21 protein-coding genes and 1 pseudogene are annotated in these 17,204 nt (G+C 42.2%); 15 read left to right on the top strand and 7 right to left on the bottom strand.

Translation table 11 applies throughout. The annotated features are described in order from the left end of the window. On the bottom strand, positions 1-426 hold the full coding sequence (gene psiE, locus CVD19_RS15805) for a phosphate-starvation-inducible protein PsiE (RefSeq protein ID WP_101583119.1): 426 nt from the start codon (positions 424-426) through the stop codon (positions 1-3). 198 nt (positions 427-624) lie between these two features. On the opposite strand from psiE, the gene CVD19_RS25930 reads away from it, so the two are divergent. The 7 genes from CVD19_RS25930 (at position 625) to CVD19_RS15770 (ending at position 5,988) form a co-directional block, all read left to right on the top strand. Beyond that, positions 625-867: a DUF5316 domain-containing protein gene (locus CVD19_RS25930; protein WP_101583117.1), complete on the top strand. Its 243-nt coding sequence runs from the start codon at positions 625-627 to the stop codon at positions 865-867. Positions 868-979: 112 nt separating this feature from the next. Continuing rightward, positions 980-1,795, top strand: a complete 816-nt coding sequence (locus tag CVD19_RS15795; RefSeq protein WP_101583114.1) for a lipid II flippase Amj family protein — start codon at positions 980-982, stop codon at positions 1,793-1,795. Positions 1,796-1,817: 22 nt separating this feature from the next. Beyond that, a complete protein-coding gene (locus CVD19_RS15790) occupies positions 1,818-2,381 on the top strand; it encodes an MOSC domain-containing protein (protein ID WP_374702897.1) in 564 nt (187 codons plus the stop codon). Between the two features lie 311 nt (positions 2,382-2,692). Then, positions 2,693-4,477 carry a bifunctional metallophosphatase/5'-nucleotidase gene (locus CVD19_RS15785; protein WP_257985162.1) on the top strand — a complete coding sequence of 595 codons (1,785 nt, stop codon included), beginning with the start codon at positions 2,693-2,695 and terminating at the stop codon, positions 4,475-4,477. 404 nt (positions 4,478-4,881) lie between these two features. Then, on the top strand, positions 4,882-5,097 hold the full coding sequence (locus CVD19_RS15780) for a hypothetical protein (protein WP_101583112.1): 216 nt from the start codon (positions 4,882-4,884) through the stop codon (positions 5,095-5,097). Between the two features lie 128 nt (positions 5,098-5,225). After that, entirely contained in the window at positions 5,226-5,480 is a 255-nt protein-coding gene (locus CVD19_RS15775; protein WP_257985161.1) for a hypothetical protein, read from the top strand. A 184-nt stretch (positions 5,481-5,664) separates the two neighbouring features. Beyond that, entirely contained in the window at positions 5,665-5,988 is a 324-nt protein-coding gene (locus tag CVD19_RS15770) for a hypothetical protein (protein WP_101583107.1), read from the top strand. A gap of 107 nt (positions 5,989-6,095) precedes the next feature. Here CVD19_RS15770 and CVD19_RS15765 read toward each other — a convergent pair whose 3' ends face one another. From CVD19_RS15765 to CVD19_RS15755, 3 genes are all read right to left on the bottom strand, one after another. Next, positions 6,096-6,398 (bottom strand): spore coat protein, encoded by a 303-nt coding sequence (locus tag CVD19_RS15765; protein ID WP_101583105.1) that lies wholly within the window; start codon positions 6,396-6,398, stop codon positions 6,096-6,098. A 13-nt stretch (positions 6,399-6,411) separates the two neighbouring features. Then, on the bottom strand, positions 6,412-6,600 hold the full coding sequence (locus CVD19_RS15760; RefSeq protein ID WP_101583102.1) for a hypothetical protein: 189 nt from the start codon (positions 6,598-6,600) through the stop codon (positions 6,412-6,414). A 103-nt stretch (positions 6,601-6,703) separates the two neighbouring features. Further along, a complete protein-coding gene (locus tag CVD19_RS15755; RefSeq protein WP_101583204.1) occupies positions 6,704-7,822 on the bottom strand; it encodes an NAD(P)/FAD-dependent oxidoreductase in 1,119 nt (372 codons plus the stop codon). 198 nt (positions 7,823-8,020) lie between these two features. Between CVD19_RS15755 and CVD19_RS15750 the strand changes: the two genes are divergently transcribed. Genes CVD19_RS15750 through CVD19_RS15730 form a run of 5 tightly spaced genes read left to right on the top strand, consistent with a single transcriptional unit; the run spans position 8,021 to position 11,753 of the window. Further along, a complete protein-coding gene (locus CVD19_RS15750) occupies positions 8,021-8,800 on the top strand; it encodes a hypothetical protein (protein ID WP_101583100.1) in 780 nt (259 codons plus the stop codon). A gap of 3 nt (positions 8,801-8,803) precedes the next feature. After that, the gene (locus tag CVD19_RS15745; protein WP_101583097.1) at positions 8,804-9,172 is read left to right on the top strand and encodes a GntR family transcriptional regulator; all 369 of its coding nucleotides are present in this window, start codon (positions 8,804-8,806) and stop codon (positions 9,170-9,172) included. A gap of 1 nt (position 9,173) precedes the next feature. Continuing rightward, positions 9,174-9,884: an ABC transporter ATP-binding protein gene (locus CVD19_RS15740; RefSeq protein WP_101583095.1), complete on the top strand. Its 711-nt coding sequence runs from the start codon at positions 9,174-9,176 to the stop codon at positions 9,882-9,884. A 2-nt stretch (positions 9,885-9,886) separates the two neighbouring features. After that, positions 9,887-10,783: an ABC transporter ATP-binding protein gene (locus CVD19_RS15735; RefSeq protein ID WP_101583093.1), complete on the top strand. Its 897-nt coding sequence runs from the start codon at positions 9,887-9,889 to the stop codon at positions 10,781-10,783. A 13-nt stretch (positions 10,784-10,796) separates the two neighbouring features. Then, positions 10,797-11,753, top strand: coding sequence for an ABC transporter permease (locus tag CVD19_RS15730; RefSeq protein ID WP_101583091.1), 957 nt, complete (start codon positions 10,797-10,799; stop codon positions 11,751-11,753). A 125-nt stretch (positions 11,754-11,878) separates the two neighbouring features. On the opposite strand, the gene CVD19_RS15725 is transcribed toward CVD19_RS15730, so the two are convergent. Continuing rightward, positions 11,879-12,838, bottom strand: a complete 960-nt coding sequence (locus CVD19_RS15725; protein ID WP_374702900.1) for an SDR family oxidoreductase — start codon at positions 12,836-12,838, stop codon at positions 11,879-11,881. A gap of 238 nt (positions 12,839-13,076) precedes the next feature. Here CVD19_RS15725 and CVD19_RS24860 point away from each other — a divergent pair, with 238 nt between their 5' ends. Continuing rightward, positions 13,077-13,241: a hypothetical protein gene (locus tag CVD19_RS24860; RefSeq protein WP_180953655.1), complete on the top strand. Its 165-nt coding sequence runs from the start codon at positions 13,077-13,079 to the stop codon at positions 13,239-13,241. Positions 13,242-13,353: 112 nt separating this feature from the next. On the opposite strand, the gene CVD19_RS25925 is transcribed toward CVD19_RS24860, so the two are convergent. Continuing rightward, entirely contained in the window at positions 13,354-14,172 is an 819-nt protein-coding gene (locus tag CVD19_RS25925) for a methyl-accepting chemotaxis protein (RefSeq protein WP_374702899.1), read from the bottom strand. 120 nt (positions 14,173-14,292) lie between these two features. Further along, positions 14,293-15,039, bottom strand: a pseudogene (locus CVD19_RS25920) (HAMP domain-containing protein); the annotation flags it as partial. 350 nt (positions 15,040-15,389) lie between these two features. On the opposite strand from CVD19_RS25920, the gene CVD19_RS15715 reads away from it, so the two are divergent. Continuing rightward, positions 15,390-16,655, top strand: coding sequence for an ATP-binding protein (locus CVD19_RS15715; RefSeq protein ID WP_101583086.1), 1,266 nt, complete (start codon positions 15,390-15,392; stop codon positions 16,653-16,655). A gap of 123 nt (positions 16,656-16,778) precedes the next feature. Then, a complete protein-coding gene (locus CVD19_RS15710) occupies positions 16,779-17,150 on the top strand; it encodes a VOC family protein (protein ID WP_101583084.1) in 372 nt (123 codons plus the stop codon). Positions 17,151-17,204 lie beyond the last annotated feature (54 nt).

Here is a 17,204-nt window from a genome sequence, read left to right as displayed (position 1 = left end):
CTAATACTTTACCTTCCGCGCTGTGACCGAATTCATAATGTAGAAGCTGATAATTAACACGAGAACAGCGAAGGTATATAAAAGGGTATGTACCGGATTTTGATAATTTACAATAATGAGACGTATCAATGCAGTGATACCGATATACAGAAAATAGCGGATCGGGAAATGGTAGTCCTCCTGAAAATATTTGACCACCAACGCAATGAATTCAAAGTAGAGGAAGAAATTCAGAATGCGTTCAAGCAGTTCATATTTAATTTCAATTTCCGGACTGAAAATAGCTACTTGAATGAAATAAATGATTTCCTTCCCAAGCAATATACATAAAGTAATGGCCAATAATATCAACGCAGTGTTTAAAGCATGTTGAAGAATTTCGGAAATCTTTAATTTCGGCCATTGCTTTTTCCGATTTCGAGTCATCTGTGATCCTCCTGATGTCTTTTTTGGATGAATTATTATTATCGCCTATTGTGGAAAAATGTCAAAGTGCAACCCTTATAGAAATGATTGCCATGAGCTGTTAAGCCTTGCGAAAGAATAAAAAAGTGTGAGGTCTGCAGTCAGATAAAAAAAGCATTTAGTGCAGGACTTATTGTTTCCCTGTCGGTTACCATTGTTTTGATCATTCGCGGTGATTCCAGTGATATTTTTAAAATATCAGGAGCAATTGGTTTAGCGTCAGTTTTATTATCGGGTTTTTTTATCGGAGCTTTTCTTAACGGTGATAAAATGAGGGAGAATTTTTACTCAGAAACAAATGAGGACCGGTCCAGGAGGATACGAAACGGTGCAAAATTGCTTTTTTTTGCGTTACCAAACCTTGCAGCAGCAATCATCAACTTCTTCATAACAAGAACTTAACCACTGTGCAGCTTAACATTGATTTCCGTATGCGCAAGCTCCAAGCATTGCAGCCCGGAATTAATGTATAATGGGAAATATAGTCATTCTATTATATCCACCAGGAGATCTTATGGAATTTTTAACAGCCAAAGTAGTTTACATTGCACTTTTTATCTTAATCATCCATTGCATAGAAACACTGGCATATGCGGTGAGGCTTTCTGGAGCTCGGGTAAAAATGATCGCCACCGCTTTATCCTTATTCAATATGATGGTAGTCGTTTCACGGTTGGCGAATACGTTTCAGCAGCCATTCACCGGCGGATTGGTTGATACTGCCCCGAAAGAGAACACAGCAGCATTCGTCGAGCAACAGTTCAGGGTAATCATCGGTGCGTCCTCAGCTGGCACTGTAGCCGGAATCATCCTGCTTCCCACTTTTGTGGCAATCTTCTCAAGGGCCATTGTCCATTTATCCGAACAGGGTGGATCCATTCCGGTTTTAGTAAAAAAAGGTATTACTTTTGAATACATTCGGAGGGGTTTAAAACATATCCATCTGCCAAACATTACATATCTAAAAGAAATAAAACTAAAAGACATACCTATTAGATTATTTTTAGTGAATATGATTGTGACCGCTGTGTACACGATTGGTGTATTATCTGCACTTTATGCGGCAATTTTGGTTCCGGAGAGGGGAGCAAGTGCCATAATGGCTTCCGGTTTAATAAATGGGATTGCGACTATCCTGCTGACCGTTTTCGTGGACCCGAAAATATCAGTGCTGGCGGATAAAGTAGTGAACTCCAAAGGCAGCTACACAAAACTTAAGGCAATGTCCATTTTAATGATCACCTCCAGGTTTTTCGGCACGCTTCTCGCACAGCTGCTGTTTATTCCCGGGGCTCAATATATTGCCTGGATGTCCCAGTTTTTTATTTAAGTGATATAAGGGGGTTATTTTCGTGGAGGCAAGGTTTGCAATGAACAATGGAACAGTAACAGCAGTAAGCATCAGTGCGAAACATACGTTTAGCAAGGAGAATGAAGCCTGTATCAGATTGTTGAAAGGGCTTGGAGTCGAGGGTGATGCCCATCTGGGTGAAAAAGTAAAACATCGCTACCGGGTAGCCAGGAATCCAGACGAACCAAATTTAAGGCAGGTGCACCTTATTCATTCTGAGTTATTTGATGAATTAAAAGTGCAGGGCTTTGATGTGTGTGCAGGACAGCTGGGGGAAAATATAACGACATGTGGTGTCGACTTGCTTGGACTCCCGACGGGAACTAGGCTGCATATAGGGGAAACTGCAGTTATAGAAGTGACCGGTTTGAGAAGTCCATGCAAGCAGATAGACCAGTTTCAGCATGGCCTCATGGCCGCTGTGCTGGACAGGGATAGTGAGGGGAAACTCATTCGCAAGGCAGGCATCATGGCAATCGTGCTGGAAGGCGGCATCGCACGGCCGGAGGACCAGATAAGAGTCGAACTGCCTTCAATGCCCCATCGTACACTTCAACCGGTGTAAGAACTGGAAGGCCCGCTTTTTCTCTTAAATGTAAATGGCGATGTTACTGGCATGGATAGAACCTGATCAGGCATAAATTGATTGAAAAGACATTTTTGGAGCATAAAAATGATTAATGAACCGACGCGGTCCTCGATGGGAGGACCGCGTTTTTCTGTTTTCTTAGGATTAGTTTCTGACAATAACACAACTCGTAGAAAAGCAATGATGGTTTTAAAAAAATTATCAATAAAATTACATTTTACATAATTTTGTCTAAAAATCTGTATTTATACTTTTAAACAGAAGCGGTTTCACTGGATTAAAGATGCATGGAACTTTTTGAGCAGCCGCTTTGGCAGATTCCATTTGAAAAAGGAGGCCAGTTGAAGGGAACGGATTTGGTCAACAAATCTATTAAAAGGAATGGTGTGGCTCCAATGAAAACGCAAAAGGACAAATTCAAGAAACAGGCATCTGAACTTTTATTTTTTATGATGGGAATTGCTTTTTTAGTGAGTTTCCCCCTTTCAACTACCCATTCGGTCAACCAGGACATCAAAGTACAGCTTCTGGGGATTAATGACTTCCATGGCCAGATCGATACTTCCAAAAAAGTGAACAACCGGCTCGCTGGGAGAGCAGATTATTTGGCAGCTTATCTAAAGCAGCGGCAAAGCACAAATCCAAATACACTTTTGATACACTCTGGCGATGTGGTTGGAGGCAGTTCTCCAACGTCAGCATTGTTGCAGGATGAGCCTACTATTCATTTCCTGAATGAACTTGGATTTGATGCCGGTACGCTTGGAAATCACGAATTTGATCAAGGTGTCCCTGAAATGAAGCGACTCATAAACGGAGGCAGGCATTCCCAGACTGAGGAAATGTACGGCGTGTTTACAGGCGCCAATTTTCCTTATGTAGCTGCTAACGTGATATATGCAGAATCTAAAAAGACGGTGTTGGAACCATACGTCATTAAACAGGTCGAGGGAAAGAAAATAGGGTTTATTGGTGTCGTATTTTCAGATACTCCCAATATATTAGATTCAAATAAAGTTGCAGAAGTGAATTTTACTGACGAAGCAGAAGCCATTAATAAATATGCAAAAGAGCTGAAGGAACAGGATGTGCAGGCGATTGTAGTTCTTGCGCATAATCCTGGCAAATCGGAGATGGACGGTACAAAGCCAAACGGGGAAATTGTTGATATTGCCAACAAAGTGGACGATGAAGTCGATATCATCTTTGGTGCCCATAACCATGCCTACTTAAACTCTGTTGTGGATGGCAAACTTTTAGTTCAAGCCTATTCCGCTGGTACTGCTTTCGCGGATGTGGACCTTGTCATCGATTCGGTGACAGGGGATATCGTCCAGAAGCATGCTGAAATCATTGTAACCTACCAGGATTCTATGGAACCAGACCGAACAATGACAGATATGATCGCTGCATATCAGGATGACGTGAGTGATACGATCAATAGACCAATCGGGTACACTGGGACTGAGTTATCAAGGGAGCAAAATGAAGCTGGTGAATCCGATTTAGGCACAGTGGTTGCTGACAGTATGCGAAAACAAATGGATACTGATTTTGCTTTTATCGAGTCGGCAGGAATCCGCGCAGACATTGACGTTGGACCTGTTACATGGGGTGAATTGTTTACGGTCCTGCCTTTTGAAAACAACTTAGTCAAAATAACAATGTCAGGGTCTCAAGTGCGCGATGTGCTCAATCAGCAATGGTCTCCAAAAAAGCGTATGCTGCAAATTTCCGGACTGAAATACACATGGTCTAATGATTTGCCAGCCGGCCAGAAAGTAGTTGATATATATCTGCCCGATGGCGAAAAAATACAGCCTGAAGAGGAATATTCTGTGACAGTCAACAGTTTTCTGGCAGCCGGAAAAGACGATTTTTCAGCGTTTTCAAACAGTAAAATTCAAGATACTGGTCCGGTTGATTTGGATGCGCTCATCAGTTATATCAAGACACATACAGGACCATTTGCAGCTAAGATGGAAAGCAGAATCACGAAAATAGATCATGCTCTGGTGGATGCTCCCTCAAATTATGACCTTGGCGTGGTGATTCCGAAAAAACAGAAATAGGGGGCAACGTGATAGAGTGACACACTACATGGTGCACTCTCTCTTTTTTGCTGTGTGGCTTTAACATGTTTCGAAAATGCTAATTGGAACCAATTCTCCCGCTTCCGATCCATAATTATGCGCCAATGACCGCAATAGGAACCACATTCTGAGATTCTGGCCTTTTTTCGTGCGCTAATAACCTTACTATCCAGAAAACTTAACTGCGCTTGCACTGATTTGAATTCTGTTAAAAATACGTTAAGAAGTGATTGAATATTATAAACATTTTTAAAGACCGTTAAACGCATTTAAAGAAACAGTTAACATTGGTTAAGAATCGGATAATCGTATTCTTTTTTTCTGGAAACTTTGTATGATAGTCTTGTAACACCAATTCAAACAGACAAAGGAGACGGATGAAAATGAAAAATCTAAAACAATGGCTTTTAGCATTAATGGCCGCTTTCATGTTAGTAGGTGTTGCCACAGGCTGCTCCAATGACGCTGAAACAGAAGGAACTGAAACTGAAGAAACTGAAAGCACTGAAGAAGGCACAACTGAAGAAGGTACAGAAGAAGGCGCTGAAGAAGAAGGTACCGAAGAAGAAGGTACCGAAGAAGAAACTACAGAAGAATAATTCTAAATATCATACATCGAAGGCAGCCGGACCAGAAATGGGTCGGCTGCCTTTATTATTTTCTGCTGTTTAAACTTCAAATATGCTAAATTAGAAAGATAAGAGTTTAATGGAGGGACAATCAAATCATGACTGTTTGGGAAACAAAATACAAGATGCACACAATTCGGGTAGAGAACACCTGGAAAACTGAGAAGCTGTATGTGGATGGCGAACTCCAGGATGAACGAATCGGTTATAAATCTGAATCCCGTCTTTACGGAAGAATTCGCACTGGTGAAAACGAAACAGAGTACATTAAAGTTTCAATAGGTGCATACTGGTTCACGGTACAATGCCGCATATTTGTAAGTGACCGGTTAGTTTTTTCAAGTGAAAGCTGAGATAATAGTTAGCTAAACCCTTACATATTTTGCGTTTTAATAATCTGCCTACATAATAAATTATTTCACGGTTCTTCGGTCCGAAGAGTCGTTTTTTAATAAATCATAAATAAACATCATGTTTAATTATAACGCCGATGATAAAACTAATAGATGAAATTGTTCTGTACTAAGGAGGCGGCATATGGAAAAATATTTGTTAAGAATAAGAGGAGAAAGCACTATCAGGGGTTATCAGGATATGGAGGAAATTTATGCATACCTTCGCCATCTCCATGATTCACAAGGAAAAAGTGATATGACCGAACATCACCCAATTGGTTTTTATATTTATAAAGTGAATGACGTCATCAGCGAAGTGAATCAGTCCAATATGGATGCGTCAAACAGGGAATCGTTGTTACGGCAATTAGAAAATGATGTTATTCAATTCGAACTCAATATGTATCCAGAGTTAAACGATGTTTTGGAAAATGTCGATGATGTTTCGTACCCGGTTTCATTTTAATAGTTGAAAGCAGCAATGCATTCGGGCTGTGGTCAGGTACAGCCCTTTTGCATTATGATAATAGCAGCCACACTAGGTATAGTGTGGCTGCAAAAGAGTGTTCGGGGTTATTTATTTTCTGTGAAATTTAATACAGTACTAGCCGCATTCATATCGACTTTTAATTGTTCAACAACATCTGCCGGATGATAGTACCCTTTTGAAATCATATAAGTCGATACTCGTTCATGAAGAGTCAGTGCATCATCCAGCTGACTCCTGAGGACGGATCTAACCTCCGGGTTCGCAGATTCCGTCAGTGCGATTGCATAGCTTTTTACGCCAGTTTTCGCCGAGATGAGCAAATCGGTCGCTATGATTTCATCTGTCATCCCGTCAGTGCCAGTAATGTTCTGCATGAATTCATTCATTGCCCATTCCTCCCTATGATAAAATCCCTTTCAATTGCTCGATATGCTGTCTGGACACAGTAACGTCCTGGTTCAGGATGCTTTTCAGTTCATCATCCTGCGCTAATCCGCTCATCGTCGCAGACTTAGTGGTGCATACATTTTTGAACATCAGCAATTCATGAAGCTCAAGCGTTTCATGTACACCAATTGGTTTTGGCATGTTCTTTCCCTCCTTTTTTTGCAACATCAGTTAGTATGAATTCCATGAAGATTTTTTATGTATTGAAAAAAGATATTTTTTCTCGAGTTTTGATGGTACTTTATCAGCCTTTCAATGCCTTTTCCACAGCGTAATTTTCCAAATCCATCTCCAACTCCAATCCAAGAGCAAGCTTTGCCAGCTGTGATCCAAGAAAGGGACCGATCGTTAAACCGGATGCACCCAACCCGTTTGCAACTAATATCCCTTCCCAGCCTGGCAGCGGGCCGATGACGGGGAGGAACCCAGGGGTGAAAGGGCGGAACCCTACTCTTGCTTCTATAAAAGTGCTGTTCTCCATGCCGGGGGCTGTTTCCAGCGCTTTATCAAACACTTCCCGCAAGCCGCACGCTGTAATTCGGGTATCGAAGTGGTCGATATTTTCGTGTGTGGCACCTGCGACAATTCGATGGTCGTCAAAAGCCAAAATATATTGATCACTTGGTGGCATCACGACGGGCCATTTGTCAGTGTTTGCATCTGGCAATTCAAGATGCACAATGTGGGCTTTTTGAAAGGTCACATTAAAGTCGACACCTAATGGCTCCAACAACTGATTAGCCCATGCGCCTGCACAGACAATGACTGCATCGGCAGCCATCGTCTGCCTATCCACAATAACACCAGTAATGCGGGTGCCATCAAACGCCAAGCGGGCATCCCCGCGGAAAAGGGAGGCACCATTCTTTTGTGCCGACCGCAACAGCGCATCGCGGAGTGCACGTCCATCAACACGTGCGGCACCGCTGATATGGATCGCTTTATATCCTTCTGCAAGTGGAGGAAACAATCTATTCGTTTGTTCTTCAGAAAGCCTGGTGATTTCACCGATTTCCGGGGCTTCATCTCTCCTCGCCAAAGCACGGGTTTCGAGCTTAATGAGTTTTTCTGCTTCATTATGTATGCTTAAAGCACCAACTTGGGCATACCCGGTTTGAGTCTCCCCGTCCTGCTCAAGCTCCTGTATCAAGCCCGGGTAAAAACGGGCACCCGCCTTCGCAAGCTGGTACCATGCCTGGTTGCGCCGCTGGGATAGCCAGGGGCACACGATGCCAGCAGCTGCATCTGTCGCTTGTCCTTTGTCCTTCCGATCGACAATAATGACTTCTGCTCCAAGCTTCGCCAGCTGGTATGCTGTGGACGCCCCCAGGATTCCCGCGCCAACCACAATAAATTTAGGCATTGTAAACACCCTTTTCTGCTTATTTTCCATATTTCTTATCTTAACATGAATCAATAAGGTAGTTTAAGGTTCCGTTGATATATAAGATTTCCCCCAGATGGGAGGGTTTTTTGGATATTTTTACAATTTTGATATTGACCCTACTAATGTATTAGTGTACTATCTAAATAGAACACTAATACAACGGGGGAAACAATGATGAGTCCGATACAAGGTTTACTGAAAAAGGATTACCGGATTTCGAGAGTAATGTTTTTAATATGGCTGGCTGTAGTTTTAATTTGTATGGCTTTAGGGCTGGGGCTGTCTGCCTATTGGGCCCAGCCGGTAGGGACGCTACCCGTGTTCGTTTTGCTCGTGGTTGCGCAGTTCGCATTTGCGCCCATCATGATGCTTGTGATGCTGAATATAGAAGCAAAAAACCAGCTCTGGCTTTATAGTCCCCAGCCGGGTTATATGCTTTTGCTGTCAAAGTACGCAGTGATTCTCTCCTACCAAGTAGGCATTCAACTGATTTTATCCATGTATGAAGCTGTCAGTTTATTTTGGTTTGGACGTTCGGCATTTGAGCAGCTGAGCGTGTCAGTTTTCCTGCAGATGATGGGCTATATCAATCTGCTGATCATATTGATGGGTTTCTTTTTTACCAGCTGGACCACTTTTCTTTGGACAGTTTTCCAATATTTAAAAAGCTCGCAACGGTTGCGGCCGTTCCGTTGGATCGTGATCGTCCTTATTTTTATCGCTTATAACTTGTTTGAAACAGTGATAGTTAAAATCGCACCAGTCAAGAAGTGGATTTCCCAATACAAAATTAAGATGATCAGCGATGCGTCACTGAAATATGAAGAAGGGAAATGGAGTGCCTTCTTTGAATCAAGTGAAATGCCAGTTATCCCAATTTTTTACTATATCATCCTGGCATTTATACTGTTTTACGTTTCGGCAAGACTTCTTGAAAGGAAAGTTGAGGTGTGAAAAATGGTCGAAGACTTTCAATCATCGAAACCTATATACATGCAGATCGTCGAGAGAATCATCGTCGATATCATCCGGGGCAATAGAAAGCCCGGCGACAAAATGCCGTCGGTAAGGGAAATGGCGCTTCAAATGGGAGTCAATCCAAATACGATACAAAGAACCTACAGTGAACTTGAAAGGATGGGTATTGTGGAAACTAGGAGAGGCCAGGGAACATTTGTCTCAGAAAATGAAGAACTCATGGATGATATAAAGCATTCACTTCAATCTGAAATTATCAGCACATTTGTCCAAAAGATGGAAGAAATCGGCATCCCCAGGCAGCAAATGATCCAGCAGCTTCAGCGATTCCTTGAGGAGGGCCAATGAAATGACGGTTCAGCTTCAAAATGTCAGCAAGCGGTACGGAAAAAAAATTGCTTTGGAAGATGTCAGCCTTACCTTCAAAAAGGGCAGGATATACGGCCTGCTCGGACCTAATGGCAGCGGGAAATCGACTGCATTAAAGCTCATCACAGGATTGGTTTTTCCTGACCATGGCACCGTGACAGTGAACGGAAATGAAGTTTCCAGGAAAACCTGTGAAGCAGTTGCGTATTTAACTGAACTCGATATGTTCTATGACACGTTCACCGTTCAAGAGACAGTCGATTACGTTGCCAGCCAGTTTGCCGATTTTAACCGGGAAAAGGCAGGAGAGTTACTTAAAGAACTGAGATTGAACCCAATGGAAAAAGTAAAGTCACTGTCCAAAGGGAACCGGGGCCGGCTTAAACTAGTCGCAACGCTTGCACGAAACACGGAAGTGATCCTGCTGGACGAACCATTTTCCGGCCTGGATCCGATGGTAAGGGATTCGATAGTGCAAAGCTTGCTTAAATATATAGATTTTGAGAATCAAATTTTAATAATCGCCACCCATGAAATCAATGAAATCGAACCTTTGCTTGATGAAGCTATTGCCATCTATTACGGTTCTGTCATTGGCCAGGAGGTAGTGGAAACATTGCGGGAAGAACAGGGACTGTCTGTTCTCCAATGGTTTAAAAAATTAGTGACACAAACTGAGGAGGGAGTTTAAAGATGAAAGCTGTACTATCGCTTGAAAATGTCAAAAAAACGATTAAAGGAAAAGAAATCATCAAAGGTCTTAGTTTTTCCGTAAAAGAAGGGGAGGTATTTGGTTTCCTCGGCCCGAATGGAGCAGGTAAAACTACCACTATCAGAATGATTGTCGGCTTAATCGGCATCACTGAAGGGGACATCATTGTCTGTGGAAAGAGCGTAAAAAAAGATTTTGAGGGGGCTGTCAGAAATATTGGAGCCATCGTTGAAAACCCGGAAATGTACAAATTCCTGACAGGTTACCAAAACCTGCTTCAATATGCAAGGATGCATGACGGAATTACGAAAGACAAGATAACCGAAGTAGTCGAGCTAGTGGGGCTGGCCGACCGGATACATGACAAAGTCAAAACCTATTCTTTGGGAATGAGGCAACGTCTCGGTTTGGCACAGTGCCTGCTTCATGATCCAAAGCTGCTGATCCTAGATGAACCGACAAATGGACTGGATCCTGCAGGCATCAGGGAGATTAGGGATCATTTGCGGATGCTGACAAGGGAAAAGGGAATGAGTGTCATCGTCTCGAGCCATTTATTATCCGAAATGGAACTGATGTGTGACCGGATTGCCATCATCCAGGAAGGTGAACTGGTTGATGTGCAGCAGGTCCACGATATGCCAGGCAAGGATCAGGTTGTTTACACATTCGAAACCGGGCCGCTGGGCGAGGCTGCGAAATGGTTGGGCGGCAAATGGAATGCAGCCATCACCGAAACTGGGTTTACCGTTGAAGCAAAACGTGAAGAGATCCCGCTTATCATTAAAAGATTAATAGAATCAAATGTTGATGTATTTGGTGTAAAAACTGTATCCAAAACATTGGAAGACCGTTTCTTTGAAGTGACGGCAAATTAGGAGGGAGAAAACGATGGTCAAATTAATTATCAATGAATGGGCGAAAATATTCAGAAGACCTGGCACGCTTGTCATGCTTGGCTTGATTGTACTGATCGTTCTTGCTATTGGCGGGGTAAATAAATATGAAGAACATAAAAATCCTCCAAAGGAAAACCCGCAGTGGAAGCAGGAGCTGGGAAAACAGCTCGAAACTGACCGCGCCACATTAAATGAAGTGGGTAAAAACAATGCTGGCTTGAAACAGTATTATGAACGGGAAATCGCGATCAAAGAATACCAAATCAAACACGATATAGCACCTGAAACAGACAGTCACGTCTGGTCGTTTGTCCGCCAGGCAAAGGACGCCATTAGTTTTGTCGGATTATTTGTCATCATCATTGCGGCTGGAATTGTTGCTTCAGAGTTTTCCTGGGGAACGATCAAGCTGCTCCTTGTCAGGCCGATCAGCCGCTCTAAAATACTCCTTTCAAAATATATTACAGTTTTGCTCTTTGGGGTACTGCTGCTGACCATTCTGTATACACTTTCAGCCCTTGTCGGACTCATATTGTTTGGGCTTCCTGACAATCCGGTTCCTCACCTGGCTTACGCGAACGGTGAAGTAGTGGAAAGGAATCTTTTTGTTCAGTTAATAGGAGAATATTTATTAGCTTCCGTAGATATAGTAATGGTGGCGACAATGGCGTTCATGATTTCAGCTGTATTCCGGAATGGATCCCTTGCCATCGGGCTTTCGCTATTCCTTTTATTCATGGGTGGAACCATTACAATGCTGCTTGCCAGCCGCTTCGAGTGGGCGAAATACTTCCTGTTCGCCAATACCGACCTAAACGTTTATTTCGACGGAGTCCCGCCTGTTGAAGGCATGACACTCATGTTTTCAATTGTCATGTTGATCGTGTACTTCGCCATTTTCCATGTACTGGCATTTGGTGTATTCCGTAAAAGGGATGTTGCTGCATGACGGAAACAATTAGCTTAACTTCCATATAAACAAATAAAGCTGCTTCGGCAGCTTTTTAATTTGTTTATATGAATGCATCAGCTGAAAAAGAAACCGGTTGATTTTATACGCTTTATATTTAATCATTAAGAATGCGTAGATTCCCCGCCGTCCACATGCAGGACCTGGCCTGTTACGAAGCGTGAATCGTCAGAAGCCAAATATACGTATGTTGGGGCAAGCTCAAATGGATGGGCCACCCGTTGCATCGGATTGAAGGCTCCATACACCGCGATTTGATCTGATGAGAAGCTGGCTGCAATGAGCGGAGTCCAAATCCGGCCGGGGGCAACTGCATTAACACGTATGCCTTGTCTTACAACGTTTTTCGCCAGTGCGCGCGTAAAGCCTACATTCGCGCCTTTTGTGGCTGTGTAATCAATCATCTGCCTTTCCCCAACATATGTTACCACTGAAGAAGTGTTTATGATTGAGCTTCCTGGCCTTAAATAAGGGAGCGCCGCTCTCGTTGCGTAAAAATGGGAGTAAATGTTTACCTTAAAAGTATCATCAAACTGCTCATCGGTTATGTCTGTAAGACTTGGCTGCTGGAACTGGATACCGACGTGGTTGCAAAGAATATCGAGGCGTCCAAATGCCCGGATTGTTTGTTCCACTATGGCGATGCACTGCCTTTTTTCCCGCAAATCACCCGGCATTAACAGGCAGCGTTGTCCCAACTGTTCGATCCTTGTTCTTGTCCGGTTCGCATCTTCGTGTTCATCCAGGTAAGCAATGGCTACGTCAGCGCCTTCCTTGGCAAACGCAATTGCTACTGCAGCCCCAATCCCGCTGTCTCCCCCGGTGATTAACGCCACTTTCCCTTGTAATTTTCCTGTTCCATGGTAATTAGGGTTTTCAATTATTGGCCTGGGCACCATCAGTGATTCCACGCCAGGATGGCGAAGCTGACGTTGTTCAGGGAGATTAATGGGGATTTCTTCATAACGCTTTATTATTCCGTAATTCGGATACATTGGATAGGGCTCGTTCACTCTGTTCGCTTCAAACATTTGCTGCGTTTGCTGAAGCTGTTGAAGTTCCATTTGATTTGCCTGGTTCATTTGAGGCATAGCATACATATTATTATATTGGTTCATGGCCGACCTCCTAAATAAATGAAAAACTTTCTGTTTACCTTATGTTACAAGGGCAGGCGCAGTGCATGGACCATAAATCCACTTGTATGGCCATGGTGTTTCTATGGGGAATAAAAGCACGCAACATGTATAAGGGATTTGAATAGGTTAAAGTGCAGGATAAAAAGTTAAGGAGGCTACAGCTTTGCGATTCGAATTTAATCCGGAAGTAAGATTATTGTTAGTGAACCACTCCAATGAAAAAGTAAGGATGGATTACATCAACCATGCCTGGCCTATGCCGAAGATAGCACCAAGGCCGCCATGCTATATTAATCCACGGTATGAGATGACATATCCGTTGATCTAAAAGGATCGCATAAACCGGGGGTGACATAAGATGCCTGCAAGTGAGAGATGATAAGAGTGGTTGATTTCAAGAATAAAAATAAGACCGCCTGCTAAGACGGTCTTATTTGCCATTATATTTTAAAACGCCTAATCACGCTCTGTAATTCTTCGGCCAAAGATGCGAGCGAATTGGCCGCATTCAAGATCTCCTCTGAGGAGGCCAATTGCTCTTGTGTTGAGGCGGCAACTGCTTCTGAACCGGATGTAGTTGCCTTTGTTAAGGAAGAGATTTCCGCAACAGAGCTTGTGACCATATCAAATCCGGAAGCGAGCTGCTGGGCTGTCGCTGCAATCTCCTGAAGCTGGGATGACACCATTTCAATTGAATCAAGAATATCATTAAATTGTGTAGATGTTTCTGTTGTTATTACCTGGCCGGAGGTAACATCTTCTTTTACATTTTCAATGGCATCTACAGTATGTTCAGTTTCACTTTGGATAACTACTACGATTTCGTTGATTTGATTTGCGGACTTACTGGATTGTTCTGCCAGTTTTCTTACTTCTTCAGCAACGACCGCAAACCCTTTTCCGTGTTCACCGGCCCTGGCCGCTTCGATGGCTGCATTCAGTGCCAGAAGATTTGTCTGCCCGGCAATTTCGTTGATTAGGGCGGTAATATTGCTGATTTTTGAAGCAGAATTTGGAAGTGAGACAATGCCATCAGCCGCACCTTCAACTGATGAATGAATGGATTGCATTTGGTTTACGATCTTATTCACCGAGGAAGCCCCGATTTCAGCCTTTTCTTTTACCCCAGTCGCCATTGCGGCTACATCAGCAGTAAAGCTGGTGATATTGGACAATCCCACCGCGGATTCTCTGAGGGAGATATTGCTCTGCTCGGTCATGCTGCTCTGACGGCTTGCGCCAGCCGCGATTTCCTGCATGGAAAATGCGACATGCTCAGATGTTCTTTTCGATTGTTCTGCATTGGCAGAAAATTCTTCAGATGATGCAGCTACTTGTTCAGAAGAAGATTTTATATTCGCGATTATTTCTCTTATAGATTGTATGAAATGATTAAATGACTGCGAAACTTCTCCTAGTTCATCCTTGTTTTTAACGATGATTTGTTTTGTGAGGTCTGCTTCACCTTCAGAGATTTCTTTCATTTGGTGAATCAATTGTTTTAAAGGTTTAACGATGGAATAGATGATGATCAAGCCAAAGACGATACCAAGAATCGACATGGCAGCCGTTAACGATATTGATAGAATGATAAATTGTGACCGGTTTTCTGCCATTCTTTCCTTATCTGCCTGTGCTTCTTTTCCAAGACTTTCGATATATTCATTAATCTTAGGATCAAGCAGCTGTTTCCGAATTTCCCGTTCTTGTCCAAAATGCAGGGAGTGGGCAAGCTCTTTGTCGCTATCATATGCTTCGACTACTTTCTTGCTGACATCCCAATATGTATTAAAAGCTTCTTCTATTTCTGCGATTCTTTTCTTTTCCTCTGGGCTTAACGCATGCTCTTTTACATACTGTATAGATTTTAAAGTATCATCAGCCTTTTCCTGCATTTGTGCGGGAAAGTCTGGGTCACCTTGGATAAGAAATGCCCTCTCGTCATTTGAGATTCCGGCAAGACGGTATTGTACGTGCTTCAAATGGCTCTCCGCCTGGATGTCATCATTCAGTTCTGCATTTTGTGCATCAGTTGATGTTAACTCCAGAATTGAAAATGTGCCCAGGAAGATCAAAGAACAAATTAATGTTCCCAATAAAATAAATAATTTGGTGCGAATATTCATTTCTGCTGTTCCTTCTCTCATGAAGTATAAATTATGTATTTTTAACAGGTGATAAGTCCCTGGTTTTTTCCTAATAATATCAAATCATATGCTCCATACAGTGTCCAACATACTTGAGACCGGATAATTATCCATTCGGCAGGGGTTTATGTAAATTCAATTGCCTTTTGTATCCTTCCAAACAATTAACTAACAACATATTAGTTTGTGTTACTATTTTCCAGCTTACCATATGATTATGGATTATGATGATAGCTTTTTCCGAAATTGGTCGAATAACAGGAGGGGATTACGTAATTTTATCGAAAATAAAGATATGAAGTTTCAACTATGGTGCGGGGGATTTATTGATGTTTATTGATTCAAAGCATGTCTTATACCAAATATTAATTGTGTTGTTTCCAATTCTTCCAATGCTTATATACCACTTGTTCGTAAACGAGTATAACAGCTTGCGAAAGAAGTCAAAACTGAGCCTGACAATTTTCGTCCTGGTTATGTTATTAATTACAATGTCATTCCCTGTTGAATTTTCTGATGGGTACAGGTATGACTTCAGGATCATTCCTGTTAGCATTTCTTTTATATACGGAGGAACAGTCCCGGGATTCATCACAATTGGTACTATGTTTGCTTACCGGTATTTTATCGGCGGAGAAGGTTTTTACGTCAGTCTGGTCAATTATTCAGTTGCAACCATCGTCCTGCTTTATTTTGTCCGGCGATGTGAAAAATTCGGATTGACAAAGAAAGCAGGCGTGGTCACTCTATTGTTGGGGGTAATTCTCGTGACGAAACTGGCTGCCCTTATTGTAACTGACCACAACAACCAAATTCTATTTGCAATCATTTTTTATACAATCACTTGGATATGCCTGTTGACAGTGGTGTTTTTGATTGAAAATATCAATCAGCAGGTGGCAATACGAAAGGAGCTGCAAAGAGCGGAAAAATTAAACGTTATCAGCCAACTGGCGGCTTCCGTAGCCCATGAAGTAAGAAATCCAATGACCACAGTCCGAGGATTTTTACAGTTAATGACAAGTGACACCAAACTGAATAGTTCCCACAGAGATTATATACACATCGCGTTAAATGAGCTGGATCACGCTCAATCTATCATTAATGACTATTTGTCACTGGCAAAACCGCAAAATGAAGAACTGACATGTGTGGATATATCAACTGAAGTGAGGAAGACTGTTGAATTGATGACATCTTATTCCAATATACAAAATATAAAAATAAAAACTGCCATAGCCGATTCGCTGTATATCAAAGGGAATCAAGATGAAATAAAGCAGGTGTTGGTCAACATCATAAAAAATGGCATCGAAGCGATGGATACAGGTGGATTGCTTTGCGTGAATGTCTTTGAAAAAGAAGGATTGGTCAACATCGACATCATAGACAGTGGCAAGGGAATGACAAAAAACCAGCTAAAAAACCTTGGAACACCTTTTTACACCACAAAAGAAAAAGGCACCGGTGTCGGCCTCACCATTTCCTATCAGCTTGTTCAATCAATGAAAGGAAAGATAATAGTAGAAAGCGAGCTCGGCAAGGGCACAATGTTTACCATTTCATTTCCCAGTATAAATATTGATTCCAGATAATCACGTATCCTTGAAAATAAATGTTTCATAAGAGATTCTTATTATATTTATTAATATTTTCATAATTTTCTAATGCGGATTGTAACGCTACAATTAAGAAAAAGGTAACTGGGGGTAAAACTTATGGAGTTTTCTTTCAAAGCGATCGACCATATTCAATTAGCGGCTCCGAAGGGTTCTGAAGACATGGCGAGGGAGTTTTTTGGCAATACACTAGGTTTCGCAGAAATAGAGAAGCCCGAGGAATTAAAAAAACGGGGTGGGGTGTGGTTCGGTATAGGCAAAGTGCAGATACATATCGGAATTGAAGAACCGTTCATACAGGCAAGGAAAGCCCATCCTGCGTTCGAGGTCGAAAATATTAAAGCATTAATGAAACATCTAAAAGAAAACAATATTGAAATCATCGAAGACAATAATTTGCCTGGGGCAGAACGATTCTACGTAAACGACCCGTTTGGCAACCGGATCGAAATATTGGAATGGATTAAATAACGATTTAGGGAGCAATCTTCAAAGTGAAGGCTGCTCCTTTTTTAAAAAGTTGCC

The organism is Bacillus sp. T33-2, from assembly GCF_002860205.1.
Lineage (GTDB): Bacteria > Bacillota > Bacilli > Bacillales > Cytobacillaceae > T33-2.
Note: the sequence above shows the minus strand (reverse complement) of the source record. Positions and strands in the feature narration are given on the sequence as shown.